At 46.5% G+C, this 23,033-nt stretch carries 23 protein-coding genes; 4 read left to right on the top strand and 19 right to left on the bottom strand.

Annotated features, from left to right (window positions below; all coding sequences use genetic code 11):
* Positions 1-4 precede the first annotated feature (4 nt).
* The 6 genes from rfbB to GQ359_RS01240 all read right to left on the bottom strand — a co-directional run bounded on the left by rfbB (position 5) and on the right by GQ359_RS01240 (position 4,520).
* Positions 5-1,054, bottom strand: a complete 1,050-nt coding sequence (gene rfbB, locus GQ359_RS01265; RefSeq protein ID WP_215387157.1) for a dTDP-glucose 4,6-dehydratase — start codon at positions 1,052-1,054, stop codon at positions 5-7.
* 46 nt (positions 1,055-1,100) lie between these two features.
* On the bottom strand, positions 1,101-2,072 hold the full coding sequence (locus GQ359_RS01260) for an aspartate carbamoyltransferase catalytic subunit (protein WP_215387843.1): 972 nt from the start codon (positions 2,070-2,072) through the stop codon (positions 1,101-1,103).
* Between the two features lie 5 nt (positions 2,073-2,077).
* The gene (gene pyrR, locus GQ359_RS01255) at positions 2,078-2,584 is read right to left on the bottom strand and encodes a bifunctional pyr operon transcriptional regulator/uracil phosphoribosyltransferase PyrR (protein ID WP_215387156.1); all 507 of its coding nucleotides are present in this window, start codon (positions 2,582-2,584) and stop codon (positions 2,078-2,080) included.
* Position 2,585: 1 nt separating this feature from the next.
* The gene (gene ruvX / locus GQ359_RS01250; RefSeq protein WP_215387155.1) at positions 2,586-3,011 is read right to left on the bottom strand and encodes a Holliday junction resolvase RuvX; all 426 of its coding nucleotides are present in this window, start codon (positions 3,009-3,011) and stop codon (positions 2,586-2,588) included.
* Positions 3,004-3,588, bottom strand: a complete 585-nt coding sequence (locus GQ359_RS01245) for a YqgE/AlgH family protein (RefSeq protein WP_215387842.1) — start codon at positions 3,586-3,588, stop codon at positions 3,004-3,006. The genes ruvX and GQ359_RS01245 overlap by 8 nt, the downstream gene beginning before the upstream one ends.
* 113 nt (positions 3,589-3,701) lie before the next feature.
* Positions 3,702-4,520: a YdcF family protein gene (locus GQ359_RS01240; RefSeq protein ID WP_215387154.1), complete on the bottom strand. Its 819-nt coding sequence runs from the start codon at positions 4,518-4,520 to the stop codon at positions 3,702-3,704.
* 78 nt (positions 4,521-4,598) lie between these two features.
* Here GQ359_RS01240 and GQ359_RS01235 point away from each other — a divergent pair, with 78 nt between their 5' ends.
* Positions 4,599-6,089: a deoxyribodipyrimidine photo-lyase gene (locus GQ359_RS01235; protein WP_215387153.1), complete on the top strand. Its 1,491-nt coding sequence runs from the start codon at positions 4,599-4,601 to the stop codon at positions 6,087-6,089.
* A 36-nt stretch (positions 6,090-6,125) separates the two neighbouring features.
* The gene (locus GQ359_RS01230; RefSeq protein ID WP_215387152.1) at positions 6,126-6,965 is read left to right on the top strand and encodes a symmetrical bis(5'-nucleosyl)-tetraphosphatase; all 840 of its coding nucleotides are present in this window, start codon (positions 6,126-6,128) and stop codon (positions 6,963-6,965) included.
* A gap of 36 nt (positions 6,966-7,001) precedes the next feature.
* Here GQ359_RS01230 and hemL read toward each other — a convergent pair whose 3' ends face one another.
* The 10 genes from hemL to GQ359_RS01180 all read right to left on the bottom strand — a co-directional run bounded on the left by hemL (position 7,002) and on the right by GQ359_RS01180 (position 17,843).
* A complete protein-coding gene (gene hemL, locus GQ359_RS01225; RefSeq protein ID WP_215387151.1) occupies positions 7,002-8,294 on the bottom strand; it encodes a glutamate-1-semialdehyde 2,1-aminomutase in 1,293 nt (430 codons plus the stop codon).
* 54 nt (positions 8,295-8,348) lie between these two features.
* A complete protein-coding gene (locus tag GQ359_RS01220; RefSeq protein WP_011902084.1) occupies positions 8,349-8,519 on the bottom strand; it encodes a rubredoxin in 171 nt (56 codons plus the stop codon).
* A gap of 25 nt (positions 8,520-8,544) precedes the next feature.
* On the bottom strand, positions 8,545-10,011 hold the full coding sequence (locus GQ359_RS01215; protein ID WP_215387150.1) for a class I SAM-dependent RNA methyltransferase: 1,467 nt from the start codon (positions 10,009-10,011) through the stop codon (positions 8,545-8,547).
* 70 nt (positions 10,012-10,081) lie between these two features.
* Entirely contained in the window at positions 10,082-10,507 is a 426-nt protein-coding gene (locus tag GQ359_RS01210) for a CopD family protein (protein ID WP_215302482.1), read from the bottom strand.
* 62 nt (positions 10,508-10,569) lie between these two features.
* A complete protein-coding gene (locus GQ359_RS01205; protein WP_251367895.1) occupies positions 10,570-11,856 on the bottom strand; it encodes a glutamate-5-semialdehyde dehydrogenase in 1,287 nt (428 codons plus the stop codon).
* 33 nt (positions 11,857-11,889) lie between these two features.
* Positions 11,890-12,951, bottom strand: a complete 1,062-nt coding sequence (gene holA / locus GQ359_RS01200) for a DNA polymerase III subunit delta (RefSeq protein WP_215387149.1) — start codon at positions 12,949-12,951, stop codon at positions 11,890-11,892.
* A gap of 19 nt (positions 12,952-12,970) precedes the next feature.
* Positions 12,971-13,498, bottom strand: coding sequence for an LPS assembly lipoprotein LptE (gene lptE, locus GQ359_RS01195; RefSeq protein WP_215387148.1), 528 nt, complete (start codon positions 13,496-13,498; stop codon positions 12,971-12,973).
* Positions 13,499-13,533: 35 nt separating this feature from the next.
* The gene (leuS, locus tag GQ359_RS01190; protein WP_215387147.1) at positions 13,534-16,206 is read right to left on the bottom strand and encodes a leucine--tRNA ligase; all 2,673 of its coding nucleotides are present in this window, start codon (positions 16,204-16,206) and stop codon (positions 13,534-13,536) included.
* Positions 16,207-16,255: 49 nt separating this feature from the next.
* A complete protein-coding gene (gene dapB, locus GQ359_RS01185; protein WP_215387840.1) occupies positions 16,256-17,056 on the bottom strand; it encodes a 4-hydroxy-tetrahydrodipicolinate reductase in 801 nt (266 codons plus the stop codon).
* A 67-nt stretch (positions 17,057-17,123) separates the two neighbouring features.
* Positions 17,124-17,843: an outer membrane protein assembly factor BamE gene (locus GQ359_RS01180; RefSeq protein ID WP_215387146.1), complete on the bottom strand. Its 720-nt coding sequence runs from the start codon at positions 17,841-17,843 to the stop codon at positions 17,124-17,126.
* Positions 17,844-17,892: 49 nt separating this feature from the next.
* Here GQ359_RS01180 and fur point away from each other — a divergent pair, with 49 nt between their 5' ends.
* Positions 17,893-18,345 carry a ferric iron uptake transcriptional regulator gene (gene fur / locus GQ359_RS01175; protein WP_215387839.1) on the top strand — a complete coding sequence of 151 codons (453 nt, stop codon included), beginning with the start codon at positions 17,893-17,895 and terminating at the stop codon, positions 18,343-18,345.
* A gap of 106 nt (positions 18,346-18,451) precedes the next feature.
* On the opposite strand, the gene gap is transcribed toward fur, so the two are convergent.
* Both gap and tkt read right to left on the bottom strand, forming a co-directional pair.
* A complete protein-coding gene (gene gap, locus GQ359_RS01170) occupies positions 18,452-19,480 on the bottom strand; it encodes a type I glyceraldehyde-3-phosphate dehydrogenase (RefSeq protein ID WP_215387145.1) in 1,029 nt (342 codons plus the stop codon).
* A 56-nt stretch (positions 19,481-19,536) separates the two neighbouring features.
* Complete coding sequence (tkt, locus tag GQ359_RS01165; protein WP_215387144.1) at positions 19,537-21,531, bottom strand: transketolase; 1,995 nt, start codon at positions 21,529-21,531, stop codon at positions 19,537-19,539.
* 43 nt (positions 21,532-21,574) lie between these two features.
* On the opposite strand from tkt, the gene GQ359_RS01160 reads away from it, so the two are divergent.
* Positions 21,575-22,336 (top strand): 16S rRNA (uracil(1498)-N(3))-methyltransferase, encoded by a 762-nt coding sequence (locus tag GQ359_RS01160; protein WP_215387143.1) that lies wholly within the window; start codon positions 21,575-21,577, stop codon positions 22,334-22,336.
* A 55-nt stretch (positions 22,337-22,391) separates the two neighbouring features.
* Here the strand turns inward: GQ359_RS01160 and GQ359_RS01155 are convergent, their stop codons facing one another.
* A complete protein-coding gene (locus GQ359_RS01155; RefSeq protein WP_215302474.1) occupies positions 22,392-23,012 on the bottom strand; it encodes a barstar family protein in 621 nt (206 codons plus the stop codon).
* Positions 23,013-23,033: the final 21 nt, after the last annotated feature.

Genomic DNA, 23,033 nt, shown 5'->3' with positions numbered 1-23,033 from the left:
TGCACTACTTAGAAAGCCAACCACGGTAAGAACCGCTTACTACGCCCTCGATCCAAACAGGATTATCCAAATACCATTGCACAGTCTTGAGAATACCCGTGTCAAATGTTTCCGCAGGCTTCCAACCGAGCTCACGCTCAACCTTGCTTGCATCAATAGCATAACGACGATCATGCCCAGGACGGTCTTTAACGTAAGTAATTTGATCTACATACGACTTGCCATCAGCGCGAGGTTTCAGCTCATCCAAAATCGTACAGATCATTTTAACGACATCAATATTGTCTTTTTCATTCCAACCACCAATGTTGTAGGACTCACCCAAAGTACCTTTAGCCAATACCTCACGAATTGCGGAGCAATGATCGCCGACATAGAGCCAATCGCGAATCTGCTCGCCATCACCATAAATTGGCAGCGGCTTGCTATTCAGTGCATTCAGAATTGCTAAAGGAATCAACTTCTCCGGGAAGTGATATGGCCCATAGTTATTAGAGCAATTTGTCGTAAGCACCGGGAAGCCATAGGTATGAAACCATGCCCGAACTAAGTGGTCAGATGCAGCTTTAGATGCAGAATATGGGCTATTAGGCTTATATGAGTTTGTTTCTGTAAATGCAGGATCACTGGCAGAAAGTGATCCGTAGACTTCATCGGTTGATACATGATGAAAGCGGAAGTTGCTCTTCGCAGAATCATCCAAATTATTCCAATACTCGCGAGCACACTCTAGAAGATTAAAAGTACCCACAATATTCGTTGTTACAAACTCAGCCGGACCGTGAATAGAGTGATCAACATGGCTCTCAGCAGCAAAATTAATAACCGCACGAGGCCGATGCTCTCTCAGCAAGTTGGCGACCAACTCTTTATCGCCAATATCGCCATGTACAAAGGTGTGTCGAGCATCATGCTTTAGCGAATCCAGAGTTGCCAAGTTGCCAGCATAGGTCAACTTATCCAAATTGACGACACCCTCATTGCTAGGCACCTTTAACCAATCGAGTACAAAATTTCCACCAATAAATCCAGCCCCTCCCGTGACCAAGATCATTTTATGCCCCTTCAAATTTTGAAAAATGTCAGTAGAGCTTGAATAATTAATTACTAGCAACAATAGACATTACCGCCATGCGCACCGCAATACCAAAGGATACCTGGTTTAGGATGACTGACTGGGAGCCATCTGCTACAGCGGAGTCAATTTCAACACCTCGGTTCATGGGGCCCGGGTGCATCACAATAGCATCGGGTTTCGCCAGAGCTAAACGTGTCGGAGTTAAGCCATACTGCTTAAAGAATGCATCACCCTCGGGCACTTGACCCACTTCCATACGTTCCTTCTGAATACGTAAGGTCATGACAACATCAACACCTTTCAAACCCTCTTCCATACTATGAAAAACCTTCACTCCCAACATATCTAAATTGCTCGGCAAAAGACTCTCGGGACCAATCGCACAAATATCAGTGCAACCCAAGGTTCTCAAGGCACAAATATTAGATTTCGCTACACGGCTATGAACGATGTCACCAACAATTGCGATCTTCAAGCCACTAAAGTCCTTTTTGAAATGGCGCATCGTATACATATCTAGCAAGCCCTGGGTGGGATGCTGATGACTACCATCACCTGCATTGACAACATGCACATGTGCAGGCACGTGTTGCGCAATTTCAATAGGCGCCCTTGAAACACCATGTCGCACAACAAATATATCTGCCTGCATTGCCACTAAGTTGTCTATCGTATCTAAAAGACTTTCGCCTTTTGCAGTTGAAGATGTAGAGATATCTAAGTTAATGACATCTGCCGATAAGCGTTTAGCAGCTATCTCAAAAGTTGTGCGAGTACGTGTTGAGTTTTCAAAGAACAGATTGAAGACGCTCTTGCCACGAAGTAGTGGTACTTTCTTCACTTCTCTTGCAGGATCCGTCACACTCACAAACCGTTGTGCAGTATCGAGGATGTGGAGAATTTGCTCTTTTGGTAAACCCTCTAAAGTGAGCAAGTGAGTTAACTCACCAGCGGCATTAAATTGATTTACCGGGGCATTTACTAAGTCGTTCATTCCGCTCATGCTGCACGCTCCTCTAATTGGAAGCTGAATTTACCAGCATTATCTTTTTGTAAAACTAAAATTTGATTATCGGGAACGCTCACTTGCTCTCCTACAAAGTCAGCAGAGATTGGTAATTCACGATTCTCGCGATCTGCCAAAACCATCAACTCCACCTGGGCAGGTCTACCAAAATCAAATAATTCATTGAGTGCTGCACGAACCGTACGACCAGTGAGCAAAACATCATCAATCAAAATCACGTTTGCGCTATTGACCTCAAAAGGAAGATGGGTAGGCATGGTGCCGGCAGTACGAAGCGCTGTCATGCCCTTCTCTGCATAGTCATCTCGATGAAATGCCACGTTAATGATGCCAAAGTGAGAAAAATTTAAATCTGTAGCTAAACGCTCTGCAATCCAAGCCCCACCCATTGCAAGACCGGTCAACTCAAATGAATCGCCCGCCTTTTTGCGCTGACTCAAAGTATCTAGTAATTTCAGATAGGACTGCTCTGCATTCATCTCAATTAATCCAATTCTTCTCAAGGAAATACTGCTCCAAAATCAAGGCCGCAGACTCGGCATCCAAATTGTCTCGCATATCGGGATCACCCTCTAAAACAGCGGAGGTATAGCGCTCATCGACCCACTCCACTGGCAACTGAAAGCGTCCATGCAGTTGATTGCCAAAGCGGCGAGCCTTGGCACTCATCTCATGCTCAGTACCGTCAGGGTGGCAAGGTAAGCCAACTACCAGGCGATTAGGCCGCCACTCCCTCAAAAGCCCCTCAATGACTTTGAATGCGCCATCGCTAGATGACTCTGCGATGGTTTTAATAGGCTGCCCTAAGCAAGTGAGCGTATTTCCGACAGCAACACCAATACGTCGTGTCCCGAAGTCAAAGGCCATAACTGTCAACTCCACATCCTTCTTAATGCTTTCAGGCATGCCCTGCCTCTCCAGAAAGATGGGATGAATCAAAGCCCAAAAGACCCATCGTCCTCTCGTAGCGCTGGCTAGAGGGGGTATTAAAAATGATCTCAATCATTTGCTGCTGGGATAAAGGAACGTTGATCCAGCCATTGAGGGTGATTTCCTCTTCGAGCTGACCAGCACTCCAGCCCGCATAACCCAAGGTCATTAAAAATTTACTAGGTCCAGAACCTGTTGCCACGGCCTCAAGCACATCCTTAGACGTTGTCATAGTCAAACCGCCTGGAACGGCCAAAGAGGAGCTATAAGCCACCTCTGTGCTGGGTTCATGCAAGACAAAACCACGTTCGATCTGCACTGGACCACCAAAATAGACCGGCTGTTCAGATACTGGCTCAGCCTCCAGCTTGACCTCAATTTTTTCAAATAAGGCACCCATATCGAGCTCAGTCGGGCGATTAATCACCAAGCCCATTGCGCCTCGCTCGGTATGCTCAAAAAGATAAATGACTGAACCCGCAAAGTTGGGGTCGACCATGCCAGGCATGGCAATTAGGAATTGGTTTGCTAGATGATCAGCAGAATAAGCAATTGAGGACCCAGCAGCAAAAGTCTGGGAAGTCTGGGTGGGTGTTGCAGCCTTACCCACAGGGGCTTTTTTAGCCGTGTTCATGTGAGTTTATTTTACCGAATTCCCTGCCCTAGTTAGATCTTTCCAGTGATCCAGTAGGCTAGAAGCCCCACCGCCTCATGCAGGAAGTTATTCCACAGCTTACCCCCCTCCATCAGATCAAATGAGCTCCAATTCAATCGATTTCCCGTTTGGTAATCCACCGAAACGGGAATTACCGAAATCCCTTGTTTTTGGAAAATCTTTACCGATCGATACATATGTGATGCCGAAGTAATCAAAAGCCAAGGTTTTGGGGGCGCATCAGCCTCTTTGATGCCCCTAGCTCCTAAATCCAAGATCATGGGCTTCATCAATATGACATTTTCATAGGTATTGCGGGATTGGTTTTCATAATGGGCATTTCTGTCTAGCAAGCCCTGCTCCGCTACCAGCTGTTTGAAGGCATCCGCCTCAGATACTCCTATCGGAGAGAGGCGATTAGAGAAGCCGCTAAAGATAAAAGGTAGATCGGGATACTTACGAATAAGCTCAAAGGCCTTGGTGACTCGCTCAGCAGCAGAATAAATTGATACCTCACCACGATCTACTGCAATCTCGCCACCCTCAATGGCGCCGCCCAAAATAATGATCCCACCAAAGTCTGCCTCCGACATCTGAGCAAGCTGAGCCTTAGGAACACTATCTTCAAGAGTCCTTAAAAAGACTTCAGAAGTTGGCAACCACCCAACCAGCAATAAGTCCGCCAAAGCAAAAAGCAAGAATCGTTTACATAGATGGGGTTTTCTAAGACTTAAAAATAGCAGACTGAGCGCCACAAAAACAATTACCCAGTTCAGGGGCTCAATGCAAAACTGCACCAATTTTGAAAAAACGAAAAATAAAGTATCCATAAATTAGTAGTCTATTAATAAGCAGAATATTACTCGCAAGCCAAGCGAAGCTCTTGAATAAGCCCTAATATAGGGGCTATGCAAAAAGCTCTCGTTTGGCTCCGTCGTGACCTGCGTCTCTATGACAATGCAGCGCTTCATCACGCCCTAAAAAATAATGCTCAGGTTTGGCTAGCGTTTATCTTCGATACCGATATTCTGGATCCGCTGAAGTCTGAAGATCTAGATGCAAGCGGTCTCAAACATGATCGCCGGGTGGACTTTATATGGCAAGGTCTGAAGCAAATCGATGAGCAATTACGCAATCAAGGTGGCGGTCTCATTGTTCAGTTTGGCAAGCCCACTACCTGCATTCCGAAAATTACGGAGACATTGGGTGTTAATGCCGTTTACACCAATCATGACTACGAACCATCAGCAATTGCGCGTGATGCCTCTGTTGCCAGATTATTAGAGAAGCTCGGTATTGAATTGGAGACCTTTAAGGATCAAGTCATCTTTGAGAAAAAAGAAATTATTACCAACTCCAATACCGTGTTCTCCATCTTTACGCCTTATAAAAATAATTGGCTCAAGACGCTACAAGATAAAGATATTGCTGCCTATGACTGCACACCTAAAAAAGGACAGTTCGTAGCCATCCCAAAAACTCTGGAGACCTCTTTCCCCTCACTAGAGTTTATGGGCTTTAGCCCCACAGGTATTGAGACCTACCTTCCACCAGGATCAGAGGGTGGCCAGAGTTTCTTAGAGGATTTTCTGCACCGCATCGATCAATACCAAATCGGTCGTGACTTCCCAGCCATTAAAGGGGTGAGCTATCTATCTACCCATCTGCGCTTTGGCATGCTATCCATTAGGGGCTTAGTACGCGAGGCACATCGTCGCATGCTAGCAGGCAGCATGGGTGCGACGATTTGGTTAAGCGAGTTGATCTGGCGTGATTTTTATTTCATGATTCTGGCCAATCACCCACGCCTTGCCGAAGGTGCAGCATTCAAGCCAGACTACGACAATATCGAATGGGAAAGTGGTGCTACTGCTAAGAAATTATTTAAAGCTTGGTGTGATGGCAAAACGGGTTACCCATTAGTAGATGCTGCCATGTGTCAGCTCAACCAAAGTGGCTATATGCATAACCGCCTACGCATGGTAGTTGCCAGCTTTCTTACTAAAGACTTGGGGATTGATTGGCGCTGGGGTGAAATGTATTTTGCAAAACACCTCAATGACTTTGAGCTATCTTCTAATAATGGTGGCTGGCAATGGGCATCCTCTTCAGGGTGTGATGCACAGCCCTACTTCCGCATCTTTAATCCGATTACCCAATCCCAGAAGTTTGATCCCGAGGGAAAATTTATCCGTCGCTATTTACCCCAACTAGACAAACTCTCCAAGAAATCCATTCATGCACCTTGGGAAGCCGGACATATTGAACTAGAGGCTGCCGGCATTCTGCTGGGTCGTGACTACCCCCTACCAGTTGTTAATCATGATGAAGCACGCAAAAAGACCTTGGTGCGCTATAGCGTTATTAAAAAAGTAACTTCTGAGGATTCGGCAACTTAATTACGGGCTTTAGTTCGTTCCGCTTTAAGATAGGGTATGAGCAAGATCTATGCCGTCGGTGATATTCAAGGGTGCGCACCATCCTTGAAGGCGCTCGTCAAAAAACTCCCCACTCAATCTAAGATGATTTTTTTGGGAGACCTCGTCAATCGCGGCCCAGACTCTTTGGGCGCTTTGCGTTATCTCAAACAATTGCAAGAAGAGAGGCGTATTGAATGCATTTTGGGAAATCATGACCTACATTTGCTAGCCGTAGATGCGGGCATTCGCAAAACCAAGGGACTCGATACTGTTCAACCCATCCTAGATGCTCCAGATAAAGCTGAATTAATTCATTGGTTACGCCATCGGCCAATGGCTCTTAGTAATGGAAAAGTTTTAACAGTTCATGCTGGGGTTTTGCCTCAATGGGATCTGCAGCAAACAATTGAATGCGCACAAGAAGTAGAAAAGGCACTCCGCAAAAAATCCTATAAAGATTTTTTAGCGAATATGTATGGCAACACTCCAGCTAAGTGGAATAACTCCCTTAAAGGTTATGAACGTTTACGCGTTATTACTAATGCACTAACCCGCATTCGCTTTTGCACTCCCACAGGCACAATGGAATTCGAGAGTAAAGAAGGTTTTGAGGATGGTCCGAAGGGTTATATCCCTTGGTTCAAGTCTCCCAAGAGAAAAACACAAGACTCCCTAATTTACTTTGGGCACTGGTCCACTCTAGGACTGCTGCAACACGAGAATGTCATCGGACTAGATACCGGTTGCGTCTGGGGTGGGAAGCTCACTGCGATGGAAATTCCAGAATCGGGCAAATCTAATAAGAATTTAGAAATTATCCAAGTGGGTGGTTATAACCATCCACTCAGAATGTAATTCTGACTACCTACACTAGCACCTAAGTAAATTCTCTTACAGCTTCTTAAATGCAGTTTTTGCTGCAGCAATGATCTCTTCCAGCACTGCATTGTCATGAGTAATAGAGGTAAATCCAGCTTCATATGCTGATGGTGCAAGGTAAACACCTTGATCTAGCATTAAGTGGAAGAATTTCTTGAACGCTTCGATATCAGTTTTAGTCACCGCTTCAAAAGAAGTGGGGACTTCATTGGCAAAGTAAAAGCCGAACATACCGCCAACACTATCCACAGAAAACGGTACGCCCGCTTCATCCGCAGCCAGCTTTAATCCAGCCATGAGCTTTTCGGTTTGACCAGTCAAACACTCATAGAAACCTTCTCTAGAAATAATCTCCAAGGTTTTTAAGCCTGCTGCTACGGCCACTGGGTTGCCTGACAAGGTACCAGCCTGATATACATTGCCCAGCGGAGCGAGCTTAGACATGATTTCTTTTTTACCGCCAAACGCAGCCATCGGCATGCCGCCGCCCATCACCTTGCCAAGGCAAGTGAGGTCAGGAGTAATGCCTTGCAGAGATTGAGCGCCACCTAAAGCAACCCTGAAGCCTGTCATTACTTCGTCGTAAATCAACACACTGCCATGCTGGCTAGTTAGCTGACGCAGCGTCGATAAAAATTCTTTTGAAGGTTTAATCAGATTCATGTTGCCGGCAATCGGCTCAATAATGACTGCTGCAATCTGATTGCCCTGCCTTTCAAATACTTCCTTTACTGCTGCCACATCGTTGTATGGCAACACCAAGGTATGTTTCACTAAATCATGTGGCACGCCACCAGATGACGGGGCATTTTGAGTGGAGTCTGCAAAGGTCAAGAGGCCGGAGCCTGCCTTAACCAGCAAGCTATCAGCATGGCCGTGATAACAGCCTTCAAATTTAATAATAAGATCACGCCCTGTATAACCACGCGCAAGACGCAAGGCGCTCATCGTTGCTTCAGTTCCACTTGAGACCATACGCACTTGCTCAATACTAGGAACCAACTGGCTGATGCGCTCCGCTAATTCAATTTCACCTTCGGTAGGGGCGCCATAGCTAAAGCTGGTTTCTGCAGCTTGCTTCACAGCCTCAACTACCTCTGGATTTGCATGGCCCGCAATCATCGGGCCCCAAGACATAATCAAATCAATATAGCGCGTACCTTCGGCATCCCAGAAATAAGGGCCTTTAGCCTTAGCAACAAAACGGGGTGTTCCACCCACCTGACGAAAAGCGCGTACTGGCGAGTTCACCCCACCCGGAATGGTCTTTTGCGCACGCTCAAATAAGATATCGTTTTGTCCCAAGATGCTGTCCTGCTTTCGCTAAAGTATTTTTAGTAATTGATTAATTCGGGGCGATTAGATCGCCATCATCTCAAAGTCTTCTTTACGTGCGCCGCACTCAGGACAAGTCCAGTTCATAGGCACGTCTTTCCAAAGGGTGCCTGGTGCAATACCCTCTTCCGGTAGGCCAGCAGCTTCGTCATAAACCCAACCGCAAATTAAACACATGTATGTTTTAAATTCCATCGCTGTCTTCCTTGTAGATATTTTTTTATTTTAAATCCGCTGCAGCATCGCGTTTTTGATGCATCTCAAACTTAAACAGCCTGCATTCCAACGGACCGTTAAATAAAGGAGTGCGCTTGGATTCCTTAATACGCAACTGCCCTGGTAAGGACATGTCTGCTGTGAGTACAAAGACATTCCAACCACCAAAAGCATCCTTAAGGTACTGACCAAATTGTCTCAAGAACTCAACAAATTTTGGATCTTGCTCTTCCTGAGCTTGCAACTTTTTGAGAGACTCGCGGCTCGAACGTTTAGCGCTCTGACGACCTGTTTCCAAATTAAAGGCGTAGCGATCTTCTGGCTCTTCAGCTTGCTCATAGGAGTCAGGCTCCATATCACCGCCTGCAGCACGATCCTGACCTCGCCCACCTTTGATGACTAAGCGCTCACCATATGGAGGGTTCAAGAGCATGACACCCTCTTTAACATTCGATGGTGGTTTGCTAGCCAAGGCGTCAATCTGGCGAGTCACTGGTAAGCCAGGTAACTGCGCACGCTGCCAATTACCTTTAAACATTGCCACCAGACGCTCATTAATATCGCCACCGCTAATGCCTAAAGATTCTGAATCTGGGAACTGCTTACGCTTTTCCATCATTTCAGCATGTGCGGTGTCTTTCAGAGAGCCCCATCGTTTTTGCTCAGCAGCCTCGTTAAAAGGCTTGAGTCTTTGAAACCCAAAGCCATGAGCTGAAGTCACTAATGGACGATAAGCCAAGCGACTTGGCTTTGCATCATCGCCATACATTCCCGCTCGAATGGCTCCTGGCGGAATAGCTAAAGCCATTTGTGCAGCCTCAATCAAAAAGGTACCGCTACCGCACATCGGATCAAATAAAGTTTGGGAGGGTTTCCAGCCAGTAATTGACAGAATGCCTGCTGCAAGATTTTCTTTTAAAGGGGCATCACCTTTTTCATCACGCCAGCCACGTTTAAATAAGGCCTCGCCAGAAGTATCCAAATAGATCGTGGCATGAGTGGCCGTTAGATGGGCCTGCACACGCACATCCGGAAACGCGGTATCAATGCTTGGGCGATCACCAGTGACATCACGCAGGCGATCGACAATCGCATCCTTAATTTTCAAGGTTGCAAAATTCAGACTCTTAAGTGGGGAGCGATGAGCAGTCACATCTACTCGAAGGGTTTGCTTAGAAGAAAACCATTCCTCCCAAGCCAAACCACTGGCCAGCTTATACAAATCCTCCTCCTGGCGGTATGGCGATTCCGCCATCTGCAACAGTACGCGACTTGCAATTCGTGAATGCAAGTTCAATGCCATCGTTGCAGAGATAGGGGCTGCCAAGCCTATACCACCTGTAGGGCTAGTTGGTGTTGGATCAATCACCCAAGCGCCCAGAGCCTTGCAGTCAGGGCGCTGCGCAATACTTGCTAGCTCTTGTGCAAGAGGCACTTCCAGTCCACCTGGACAAACAACAAAAAATCTCATGGAGCTAGCAATCTAAAAAGGTGAAGTAAAAAATCATCAAAACAATTAAACAATTACTTAGGTGTCAGCATTAAGGCTTGATCACGACTAAGGCTGTCACGATCAATAAAAGGATCACAGGCACTTCATTAAACCAGCGATACCAAACTCCAGAGCGGGCATTAACACCATTACGGAACTTTTTGAGCAAGCCCCAACAAGCATGGTGATAACCAATAACCAAGATGACAAAGAAAAATTTGGCATGCATCCAAACCTCACCGGCACCAATCTTAAAATGCAGCCAAAGTGTCAGGCCCAACAAGACTGCAGGTACTGCCAAAATGGTCATAAAGCGAAAGAGGCGATCAGCCATACCGAGAAGACGTGCATAGACTTCAGGATTTTTCTCATCCGCCAGGTTCACAAAAATACGTGGGAGATAAAACAAGCCTGCGAACCAAGAGGCAATCAAGACAATGTGAAGTGTCTTAGTCCATAAATATGCGTTACCCATGTTGAATAGTCTCCGTTAGGTATTTTTTATCGTTCTTGAATCGGGATTGATTAAGTACGCATTTAAGTACGAATTTCGCCATGACCCATGACGATGTATTTGAGGGAAGTCAAACCATCTAAACCTACAGGGCCACGAGCATGTAATTTATCGTTAGAAATACCGATCTCTGCGCCCAGACCATATTCAAAACCATCGGCAAAACGCGTGCTGGCATTGACCATCACGCTGGCACTATCAACCTCACGCAAAAAGCGATTCGCTTGCGCTTGATTGTTAGTAATGATGGCATCAGTATGCTTACTGCCATATTGCTCAATATGACCCATTGCCTCATCCATATCCGCAACCGTCTTAATCGACAAAATTGGCGCTAAATATTCTGTTTGCCAATCCTCTTCAGTGGCATTGACTAAGTCTTTAAAACCCGCCGCCTCAAGAGTATTTCGGGTTTGGTCATCAACACGTAATTCCACACCCTTCTCTTGGTAGATCTTACAAAGCGCTGGCAAGACTTGAGGTGCAATGGTTTTGTTGACCAGGAGTGTTTCCATCGCATTGCAAGGGGCATAGCGCTGGGTCTTGGCGTTATCGCAAACCTTAATCGCCATCGCGATATCTGCGCCAGCATCAATATAGGTATGACAAATTCCATCCAAATGCTTAATCATCGGCACACGTGCCTCTGCCATGAGGCGGGCGATCAAACTCTTGCCACCGCGTGGCACTATCACATCAATATATTCAGTCATGGTGATCATTTCACCGACAGCGGCACGATCTGTAGTGGTCACAACCTGAACTGCATCCATTGGCAAATTAGCCGCATCTAAGCCTTCTTGAATCAATTGCGCCAATAAGGCATTTGAGTCAATCGCCTCTGAGCCACCACGCAAAATCACCGCATTACCTGACTTTAAGCAAAGAGCTGCGGCATCAATTGTCACATTTGGACGAGACTCATAAATAATACCAATCACACCGAGCGGAACACGCATCTGACCGAGTTCAATACCAGAGGCCTGTTTTTGCAATGGCGTTATTTTGCCAATCGGATCTTCCAAAGAAACAATTTGCTCTAAACCCAAGGCCATAGACTCAATCGTCTTGGGAGTCATAGTGAGACGGTCAATAAAGGCGGCATCTTGACCGTTAGTTTTTGAGCGAGCAACATCAAGCCCATTTACTCGCAAAATTTCTTCAGAACGCTCACGAACCAACTTGGCGATATGCAATAAGGCTTTATTTTTCTGTTCGCTAGATGCCCGCGCCATTGAGCGTGATGCGTGACGAGCACGTCGGCCAATATCTTGCATCATTTGCTGAATGGTATTTGTTGAATTACTCATATATTTAGTATGTCAAAATTAATATTGATGTATCTAGCGCAATAAATTGCCTACTAAACGCAAGCCATCCCAAGGATCTGCTGGCAATTCCGCCGCATGCAATCCCTTAGCCTGACGATCTAAACCTGCAGCTAGCTGCATTGCTCTGCGCAACTTTAAAGGCTGCACCCGTTTTAAGGCCATCGGATATAAACGCTCTTTATTGCCCCAAATGCGGTTAGTGCGCATTAAGTTCTGCACAGACTCTCCAGCATCGCTTGCTGCCTTTAGTTTCGATAGTATCCGAAGCTCTTCAGTTACGCTCCACAGAATTAAAACCAAAGGCTCACCCTCGCCTTTGAGGCCGTCTAGCATGCGATTGAGGCGAGGCAGATCACCAGCCAACATCGCTTCAGTTAGTTCAAAAACGTTATAGCGAGCCACCTTCAGGATTGCTGACCGAATTTGTTCCTCGGTAAGTACGCCAGCAGGATGCAATAAACCCAGCTTCTGAATTTCTTGATGAGCGGCAATAAGATTTCCCTCTACCTGCTCAGCAATGAAAGCCAAGGCACGCTGCCCATCTGGACCTGACTGCACTTCTTGACCCTGCTTCTTGAGTCGTCCCGCAATCCATTGCGGCAATTGACTGCGATCCAAGGAATCCAACTGAATCGCCATACCTGCTTCATCCAAAGCAGTAAACCAAGCAGAAGTTTTAGTCTTGCCATCCAATTTAGGCAGGATGATGCAAAAAATCGTATCCGGCCCCTCGGGTCCAACTGGCTGAGACTCGATTTGAGCGGAGAACTGCTTGAGTGCGTCCGCACCATCGCGGCCAGGCTTACCTATTGGTATACGTAACTCAACCCAGCGCTTATCTCCGAACAAAGACATAGTTTGGCCCGCACTTAATAAGGCGGTCCAATCAAACCCGCGCTCTTGCAATAAAACTTCACGGTCGGTGTAACCCATTTTTTTCGCAGTGGCACGTAATTGATCCATCGCCTCCATCATGAGGAGAGGCTCATCACCACTAAATATGTACAGGGGCTTTAATGAAGCGACTGAATTCAGAGACTTCAAGTGAACCTGTAGGGCATCGCTCTTAACCATGCGATTGGATCGTCATTCTTTAAAAACTTTTAGGCCGTGGAGCTCGGGCAGTTGCAGCAACACGACGCAGAATTTGCACAGCAAGATCTCGACGCATCAAAGACAGAAATTGTTGCATTTGGACATCGGTTGCCAAAACAGTCGATACCGAGAAGTCCATATCACGAGTCATATAAATTTCTGCTTCGGGTACGACATCTGCCCCAGTATTGTCATAAGCCCTAAACCCAACACGTATATTTAAGCGATAGGCAGAAACTTGACCATTCGAGTTATAAGCCAAGATCTCACGACCATTCAGATCGCTCGTGATTTCTAAAGTAAGGTCAGCATCTTTAGGGTTGATGGCCACCTTTGCATCAGTACCAGTCAAGATAGCTGTCTGTAGATCCGTTCTCAGAGGGGGTGATGGGCTACCAGTAATCGCGATGACTTTGTAGGGCAAATCCACCATGCCACGTAAGCGGTAGCCACAGGCGATCAGCCCGCTGACTGGGGCTAGAGCGAGAAACCCAAGCAGAGTACGTCGAAGTTGATTTACGCGCATGTGTTTAGTTTCTATTCAAAGTAATTTGCAAGTATCTAGGCAACAATATTGATTAAGCGACCTGGTACCACAATCACCTTTTTAGGAGCTGCGCCGTTTAATGCTTTCATAGCAGGCTCACTTTGTAATGCCAAAGCCTCAATTTGCTCTTTAGTGGCATCCGCAGGCACACGAATATCGCCACGCAACTTGCCATTGATTTGCAACATGATGGTCAGCTCAGTTTTTATCAGCGCAGCTTCATCTACTGCAGGCCATGGTGCATCCAATAGACTGCCAAAAGATTGATCGCAAGCAATTTCATTCCAGAGAGCATGCGTCAAGTGCGGAACCACTGGATACAGCACTCGGATCAAAATACTTAAACACTCACGCAGTACGGCGGGCCTCACTGTAGTCTTGTCGCCTAATTTCACAGGCTCTAAGACGTTCAGCATCTTCATTGCTGCAGAAACTACTGTGTTGTATTGACGACGCTGATAATCAAAGTTAGCCTGCTTCAGAATGGTGTGCACTTCACGACGCAATTCTTTTTCAGCATTATTTAAATCACTTGGCAATACTTCAGAGGCAGCGCGGATTGCATCAGCCTGACTGCTGGCATACATCCAAACACGGCGCAAGAAGCGTGAGGCACCCTCTACACCGGCACTAGACCACTCCAGCTGTTGCTCAGGAGGGGCAGCAAACATCACAAATAAACGCGCAGTATCCGCGCCATATTGATCAATCAAAGCTTGAGGATCAACGCCGTTATTCTTACTCTTAGACATCTTCTCAACGCCACCAATAATGACGGGGGCACTAGAAGCATCACCCTTCAATTTTGCGCTTTGAGGGCGGCCTTTTTCATCCAACTCGAGCTCTACATCCAAAGGATTTAACCAAGTCTTTTTACCGGATGCTTCTTCAGAGTAATAAGTCTCATTGAGCACCATACCTTGCGTCAACAAATTCTGAAACGGCTCATCAAAAGTAATGAGATTGAGATCACGCATGACCTTAGTCCAGAAGCGTGCATAGAGCAAATGCAAAATCGCATGCTCAATACCACCAATGTACTGATCCATTGGAATCCAGTATTCGTTACGCTCATCGACCATGGTATTCGCATCTGGGCCGGTGTAACGCATGAAGTACCAAGAAGAATCCACGAAGGTGTCCATAGTGTCAGTCTCACGACGTGCAGGCTTGCCACATTTTGGACATTTCACATTCAGGAAGTCGGCACGCTTATTGAGCGGATTACCACTCCCATCTGGCACGCAATCTTCGGGCAACACTACTGGTAAATCTGCCTCGGGCACTGGCACAGCACCGCAACCAGGATTACTCTCATCGCCACAATGAATAATCGGAATTGGTGTACCCCAATAACGCTGGCGTGAGATACCCCAATCGCGCAAACGGTAAGTGGTTTTGATTTCACCAATACCCATTTGCTCTAAATCTTTTGCCACTGCCTCAACTGCCTCTTCGTGCGATAAGCCATCGTATTTGCCACTATTGAGACAAACGACATCATCCTTCTGCGCATACCAATCTTGCCAGTGGCTAGTGTTGAACATATCCGATGGAGTGCGCAAAGCAATCACTTGCTTAATAGGTAAGTCATATTTGAGGGCAAATGCAAAGTCGCGTTCATCATGCGCAGGCACACCCATGACAGCGCCATCACCATAGGACATCAGTACGTAGTTACCAACCCAAACCGGTACTGGCTCATTAGTCAGCGGATGCGTCACATATAGACCCGTGAACATACCTTCTTTTTCTTGAGTAGCAAGATCAGCTTCAATTACGCTACCGGTTTTGCATTTCTCAATAAATGCAGATAACTCAGGATTATTGGTTGCCGCCAATGTTGCTAATGGATGCTCCGCAGCAACGGCGCAGAAAGTAACACCCATGATGGTGTCAGCACGGGTTGTAAAGACATGTAGCTGACCATCTTGAACAAAATTACCGTTTGCATCAGCAATCTCATGCTTAAAAGCAAAACGGACACCGCGGCTTTTTCCAATCCAATTTTGCTGCATCGTCTTGACGCGCTCAGGCCAACCTAAATTATCTAGACCAGAAAGCAATTGTTCTGCATAAGCAGTGATATTGAAGTAGTAGCCCGGGATTTCGCGCTTTTCCACCAAAGCGCCGGAGCGCCAGCCGCGTCCATCAATCACCTGCTCATTTGCCAATACGGTTTGATCGATGGGATCCCAATTCACGACTTGGGTTTTGCGGTAGGCAATACCTTTTTCAAGCATCTTCAAAAAGAGCCATTGGTTCCAACGATAGTAGTCAGGACTACAAGTAGCCACTTCACGCGACCAATCAATCGCAAGACCCATCGCTGCCATTTGCTTTTTCATGTAAGCAATGTTGTCGTATGTCCATTTAGCTGGCGGCACTTTATTCTGAATCGCTGCATTTTCAGCGGGCATACCAAACGCATCCCAGCCCATTGGCATGAGTACGTTATAGCCCTGCATGCGCAGTTGTCGCGCCATCACATCGTTGATGGTGTAGTTGCGAACGTGACCCATATGCAACTTACCGGATGGGTAAGGCAGCATGGAGCAAGCGTAGTATTTTGGTCTTGGCTTGCCAGAAGCATCAACTGCGTTCTCAGCTACCTTGTAAGCTTGCGCGCTTTCCCAATCAGCGCGTGCTGCAGCTTCAATTCTGCGGTGATCGTAATCCTTGCTCATTCAATACAACTCTTTTCTTCTATTCTGATTTACTCAACTTACTTGTTTTTTACTTACGCAGGCCAAGAACATCTTGCATGTCATACAAGCCGGAATTCTGAGCCTGCAAGAAACGTGCGGCACGCAATGATCCTTGCGCATAAGATTGGCGGCTAGAAGACTTATGGCTAATCTCAATGCGCTCACCCTCGCCTGCAAATAAGACAGTGTGATCACCCACAATATCTCCACCACGAATAGTGGCAAAACCAATTGAGCCAGCTTTGCGCTCGCCGGTATGGCCTTCGCGAGCATACACAGCTACATCATCTAATTTCTCACCAAGCGCATCTGCAATCACTTCACCCATTCGCAGTGCCGTACCTGATGGGGCATCTACCTTATGGCGATGGTGCGCTTCAATGATTTCAATGTCGTAACCCTCGTTCAACATCTTGGCAGCAATCTCTAGCAACTTAAATGTCGCATTGACACCCACACTCATATTTGGCGCAAATACGATCGCTAAATTGGCAGATGCTTTTTTCAGACTACCAATTTGTTCTGAGCTCAAACCAGTGGTACCAATAATCATTTTGCTGCCCGTCTTTTGCGCCACAGCTAAGTGAGCCATCGTTCCTTCTGGTCGTGTGAAGTCAATTAAGAACTCAGCACCATTCAAAGCCTTTGAAATATCCGATGTAATAGTTACGCCAGTTTTTTTACCTAAGAATGCGCCAGCATCTTCACCTAACAGCGAGCAAGACTCATGCTCAAGCGCGCCCACGAGCTCAGCATCTGCGCAATTGAGCACAGCCTCGATTAACATTTTTCCCATGCGGCCGGTTGCACCAGCAATTGCGATTTTCATCATTTGTATCTTCGTTTCTTATTCAAGGTTGTCGAAAAAATCATTCGACATCAATACAACTTTATCTTTACTTCGCTTCAGTAGCCTGCGGAATATTGAGAGTGCCTGGGCCTAAGGGTTGGGGCTCAGGCTGGGCATCTGACGATTTTTTTGAGAAGCTAAAAAAGTCCCAAAAAGAACTACTTGCAGGAGCCGCAGGAACTGGCGCGCCAGCAGGCAGGTTATTTGTTGGGCTAGGCACCAGCAACTCTGGCTGCTGCAAAGGCGGGGTTACCGGGGGTTTATTTGATCCGGTCATGACATCCCAGAATGAGCGCTTGGTTTTTGCATAGCCATCAATCTCAGCAACCAATTCAACCTCGGTTGGTAAGGCATCGCCTTGGAACTTCACCAATTTATCGCCCTCGAAAAATACAGTGACACGACGCTCTTTACTCATTTGCTGACCAGCACGCTTAAATTCAAAAACGTAGTCCCAGCGATTGGCATGGAAATAACTAGCCAGTAAAGGTGTGCCCAAAATTTGACGGACTTGTTCGCGACTTTGGCCCACTGAGAGCTTGGCGTATTGCTCGCTAGAAATAAAGTTGCCTTGCACCACATCAGGAACATAAGGTCTAAAGACTTTATTCATCCAGGCGCGTTGCGTGTCATCAACGGCGCTGGTGCAGCCCGTAGCGATCATTACTGAACTCACAGCAACAATAACCAGCCCTGATCGAGCAAGGTCAAGAGCCCCAAAAATGGAGTTCAATAGACGGGTAAACAGTTGAGGGCAATTTTGCATGGCAGGCCGTATCATTAAGACATTGATTTTAGCTCCCAAACCCATGAATATGAACCAAAATCCGACTCCAGCAGATTTACGCGACATTGGCCTCAAGGCAACCGGTCCACGCATGAAAATCCTGGACTTTTTTCATCAAAATAGTGGCACGCACTTTAGCGCCGAAGATGTCTTTATGGCCCTAGCTAAGGATGACAAAGAAATTGGTTTAGCCACGGTTTATCGGGTACTCACCCAGTTTGAACAGGCAGGGCTCTTGCTCCGCAGTCATTTTGAGTCAAGCAAAGGGGATGGCAGGGCTATTTATGAGCTAAATGAGGGTCAGCACCATGATCATTTGGTTTGCCTGGATTGCGGCCATGTTGAAGAGTTTGTCGATGAGGCAATTGAGAAAAGGCAGCGCGATATTGCCAAAAACCTGGGCTTTAAGCTCCAGGAGCACTCTTTAGCGATGTATGGCCACTGCCAAAAGAAGAATTGCCGCAATAAATTAAAAGTCTAATCTTTGAAAGATAAGCTCAGATAATGAAAAAAGACCTCAATTGAGGTCTTTTTGAACTACAAAGTAAGATTTTAAGCTCTTTTAGCCATAAAACCCCATCAATTACTTACTTTACAGCCATCAATGCTTCAGCGGCATTAAGCATTTGGACTGAATAGCCCCACTCGTTGTCGTACCAAGCCAAGACTTTGACCAACTTGCCGTCTGTTGACACGCGAGTCTGGGAAGCGTCATAAATACTTGGGCGTGGATCGTGATTGAAGTCAATTGACACCAGAGGCAATGTATTGAAACCCAAAATACCCTTCAATTCGCCCTCGCTCGCTGTTTTGAGGATAGAGTTCACTTCGTCCACGCTAGTAGCGCGGCTGGCAGCAAAGGTTAAATCTACGACAGAAACGTTAATAACGGGCACGCGCATTGCAAAACCATCAAAGCGTCCCGCCAAAGCTGGCAACACCAAACCAACCGCTTTTGCAGCACCGGTCTTGGTTGGAATCATGCTGCTCACAGCAGAACGCGCACGGCGCATATCCTTGTGATACACGTCAGTCAGAACCTGGTCATTTGTAAATGCATGAATCGTTGTCATCAAGCCTGACTCGATGCCAATTTTTTCCAGCAATGGCTTAACCAAAGGCGCTAAACAGTTAGTCGTGCAGCTCGCGTTAGAAACCACGACGTCGCCTGGTTTGAGAACTTGCTGATTTACACCGTAAACAATTGTGACATCCACATCTTTTTCACCGGGAGCAGAGATCAATACTTTCTTCGCGCCCTGAGAGATATGCACCATGGCTTTTTCTTTTGAGGTGAACTTGCCGGAGCACTCGAGCACCAAGTCCACACCCAACTCACCCCAAGGTGTTTCTAAAGGATTGCGGGTCGAGAACATTTTGATGCGATCGCCATTAACTACCATGCAATCACCATCTACTTTTACTTCAGCAGGAAAACGACCGTGCGCAGAATCATATTGCGTTAAGTGTGCATTGATATCGATATCGCCCATAGCATTAATCGCCACGATTTTGATATCACGTCTTGGTTTGCCATTGACTTGATCTTCATACAATGCACGTAAGACCATGCGGCCAATACGGCCATAACCGTTAATTGCGACACGAATTGTCATTCCATTCCCCTTGCTAATTTTGAATTCTTAAATCGATACTTTGCTTCTTGTCTTTTCTATTTCTTTGCGATGCATTGCTTCACTGTTTTAGCAATCTGATCGACTGTTAAACCAAAATATTCATAGAGCACTGGCGCTGGAGCTGACTCACCAAAGGTATCAACGCCGTGCACAGCTGCACAACCATACTTCCACCAGAAATCAGTCACACCGGCTTCAACAGCAATGCGCGGAACGTCAGCCGGCAATACTTTTGCTTTGTAAGCAGCATCTTGTTGATCGAACACGGTAGTTGATGGAATTGACACCACGCGAATTCCAAAACCTTCATTCTCTAAACGCTCTGCAGTTTGTAATGCCAAAGCAATTTCAGATCCCGTAGCAATAATCACTGCATCGATTTTGGATTTCTTCGGATCACGCAAGACATATCCACCGCGTGCAATATCTTTTACTTGCTGGCTATTGCGCGATACAAATGGGCAGTTTTGACGACTGAAAATCAAAGCGCTTGGACCATGCTTACGTTCAATCGCAGCACCCCATGCAACCGCACTCTCAGTGGTGTCACATGGACGCCAAACCATCAGATTTGGAATAAGGCGCAAGCTTGCTACGTGCTCAACAGACTGGTGGGTTGGGCCGTCTTCACCCAAGCCAATAGAGTCATGCGTAAAGACAAAGATGCTACGCAACTTCATCAATGCAGCCATGCGCAATGCATTACGACTGTAATCAGAGAAAGTTAAGAACGTACCGCCAAATGGGATGTAACCACCATGTAAAGCAATACCGTTCATGATCGCACTCATACCAAACTCGCGCACACCGTAATTAATGTGGTTCCCCCACTGATCACCACGCACCGCTTTGCATGAAGGCCAGTTGGTTAAATTAGAGCCTGTTAAGTCAGCAGAGCCGCCCATGAATTCCGGTAATGCAGGAGCTAATGCCTCGATGGCATTTTGACTTGCCTTGCGAGTAGCAATGGTTTCTGCTTTGGTTTCGCAAGTTTTTAAATAAGCATCTAATGTTTTAGAGAAATCTTTAGATAAGTCACCTTGCATGCGACGCTGTAATTCAGAAGCCAGTTCTGGGTATTTATTTTTGTAGGCTTGGAATTCTTTATTCCACTCATGCTCAGCAGCTTGACCGCGTTTCTTAAAGTCCCAAGCTTCATAAATATCATTTGGAATTTCAAACGGGGCATACGGCCAGTTCAATGCAACACGGGTTGCTGCAATTTCAGCTGCACCCAATGGGGAGCCATGCACCTTATCGCTACCAGCCATATTCGGCGAGCCTTGACCAATCGCTGTCTTGCAACAGATCAAGGTTGGTTTGTCACTCTTCTTCGCTTTAGCGATTGCGGTAGATACAGCCTCTGCATCATGACCATCAACATCACGAATCACATTCCAACCGTATGCCTCAAAACGCTTTGGCGTATCTTCGTTAAACCAAGAAACGACCTTGCCATCAATTGAGATGCCGTTGTCATCCCACAGCGCTATCAACTTATTAAGCTTGAGTGTGCCGGCTAGTGAACAGACTTCATGACTGATGCCCTCCATCAAACAACCGTCACCTAAAAATACATAGGTGTAGTGATCAACAATGTCATGGCCAGGGCGATTAAATTCTTCTGCCAATAATTTCTCTGCCAGCGCCATACCCACTGCGTTTGAAATACCCTGACCTAATGGTCCGGTAGTTGTTTCTACTCCAGGAGTAATTCCATATTCAGGATGGCCAGCAGTTTTACTATGCAATTGACGGAAATTTTTTAACTCGCTCATCGGCAAGTCGTAACCCGTGAGGTGCAATAAGGAATACAACAACATGGAGCCATGACCGTTTGATAAAACAAAGCGATCGCGATTCATCCAATGTGGATCTGTTGGGTTATGTTGCAAATGCTCATTCCAAAGACCAACCGCAATATCAGCCATACCCATTGGCATTCCAGGGTGGCCAGAATTGGCTTGTTGAACTGCATCCATGGATAAAGCGCGAATGGCATTTGCCATACGAATTTGAAGGTTTGACATCGTAAATTGGGTCTCTAGGAAATTAATTAGCTATATTTCAGTAATGCCTCAATTTTATCTTCCCGGGCCATGGGAAACCCAAAAGCCAAATACCCTCACCCCTGAGCTCGCCCATCATTTGCGGGTACGCCGCATCCAGGTTGGTGAATTCTTCCCCATCTTCGATGGCAAAGGCCAAGTTGCCCAGGCAAAACTCCTTTCCCTGAGCAATAAATCTGGGGAAGCAGAGTTGAGTGATATTCGCCTCGACACCCATCGTGAGAGCCCCTATGCCATTACTTTGGCGCAAGGTCTGGCTGGTGGCGACAAGATGGATTGGGTCGTTGAGAAGGCCATAGAGACCGGCGCTCAAGTGATTGCACCGCTGCAGTGCGAGCGCTCAGTGATTAAATTGACGCGCTCTAGCGATGCCGAGCGGGCGCAAAAACGCCTCCTCCACTGGGAGGGTATTATTCAGGCGGCCTGCGAACAATGTGATCGCACAGTTTTAGCTTCAGTAGAGCCCGTTCAAAGTTTTGAAAGTTATCTACAAAAGCCACAAAAAGCCCCACTTAAGCTACTATTAAGCCCAGATACTGACAAAAGCTTGTATTCAGTATTAATTGAGAGTCCACCGCAGGATATTATTTTGATGATCGGGCCCGAGGGTGGGCATTCTCCAGAGGAAGAGGCTCAAGCTCAAGCCACTGGATATCAGATTGTTTCTCTAGGTGACCGGGTATTGCGAACCGAGACTGCTGGAATTGTGGCGATCACTGCCGTTCACAGCATTTGGGATCCAGAAATGCAAAATCGCCTCAAATAGAGGCGATTTATGCTGTTTTCTTGGTACTAAGCTTAATAATTACTGAGTTACTGATTTAGGCAAAAGAGTAGAACACGCGATACGGTGTGCGACGCTCAGACCAAAAGTCCACGGCATCACGAAATACATCTAGTAAAGTTTCACGAGCCTCTTTGTCGAACTTCTGTGTACAAGGCAGGCCTTCGAGCACTACAACGAAACCTGGTTGTGGACCAGACTTATCAACCGTGGTTGTCAAAGCATCTAGCAAAGGATCGAAATTCTTCGCTTGTTGCTTGGTAAATGTATAAGCAATAGCAATCGCTTCCAATACTTCGCCTTTAGTCATTGCATTTGCGCAATTGGCGTAAATGAAGTGTTGGCCAAGCTCTGTAGCAGCCTCCTGGAGGTCAGGAGTACGGAAAGCACGGATAGATTGCACAATATTAGGGCGCACACTGCGCAACATTGCCGGCGGTCCGGCATCGCGAACGGCCAAAGCGGCACGCCAAGAAGCTGTCACTTTTTTCCCCGAAACTTGATTTGCTGCATAGGTTTGTAAACGAGATAAGCCACCCTCGGCATATATATTGGCAGCAGAGGACTCGGTTTCAAGTCGATCATTACTATCCCAACTTTCAGCGCGACTGTGTTCGTCGAAGCTTACTGTAGTGCCGTTTTCAGAGCGATTATTCATGATGGGTGCTAGGTTACCCTT

Source organism: Polynucleobacter sp. AM-7D1 (assembly GCF_018688455.1).
Lineage (GTDB): Bacteria > Pseudomonadota > Gammaproteobacteria > Burkholderiales > Burkholderiaceae > Polynucleobacter.
This window is presented reverse-complemented; position numbering and strand designations above follow the sequence as displayed.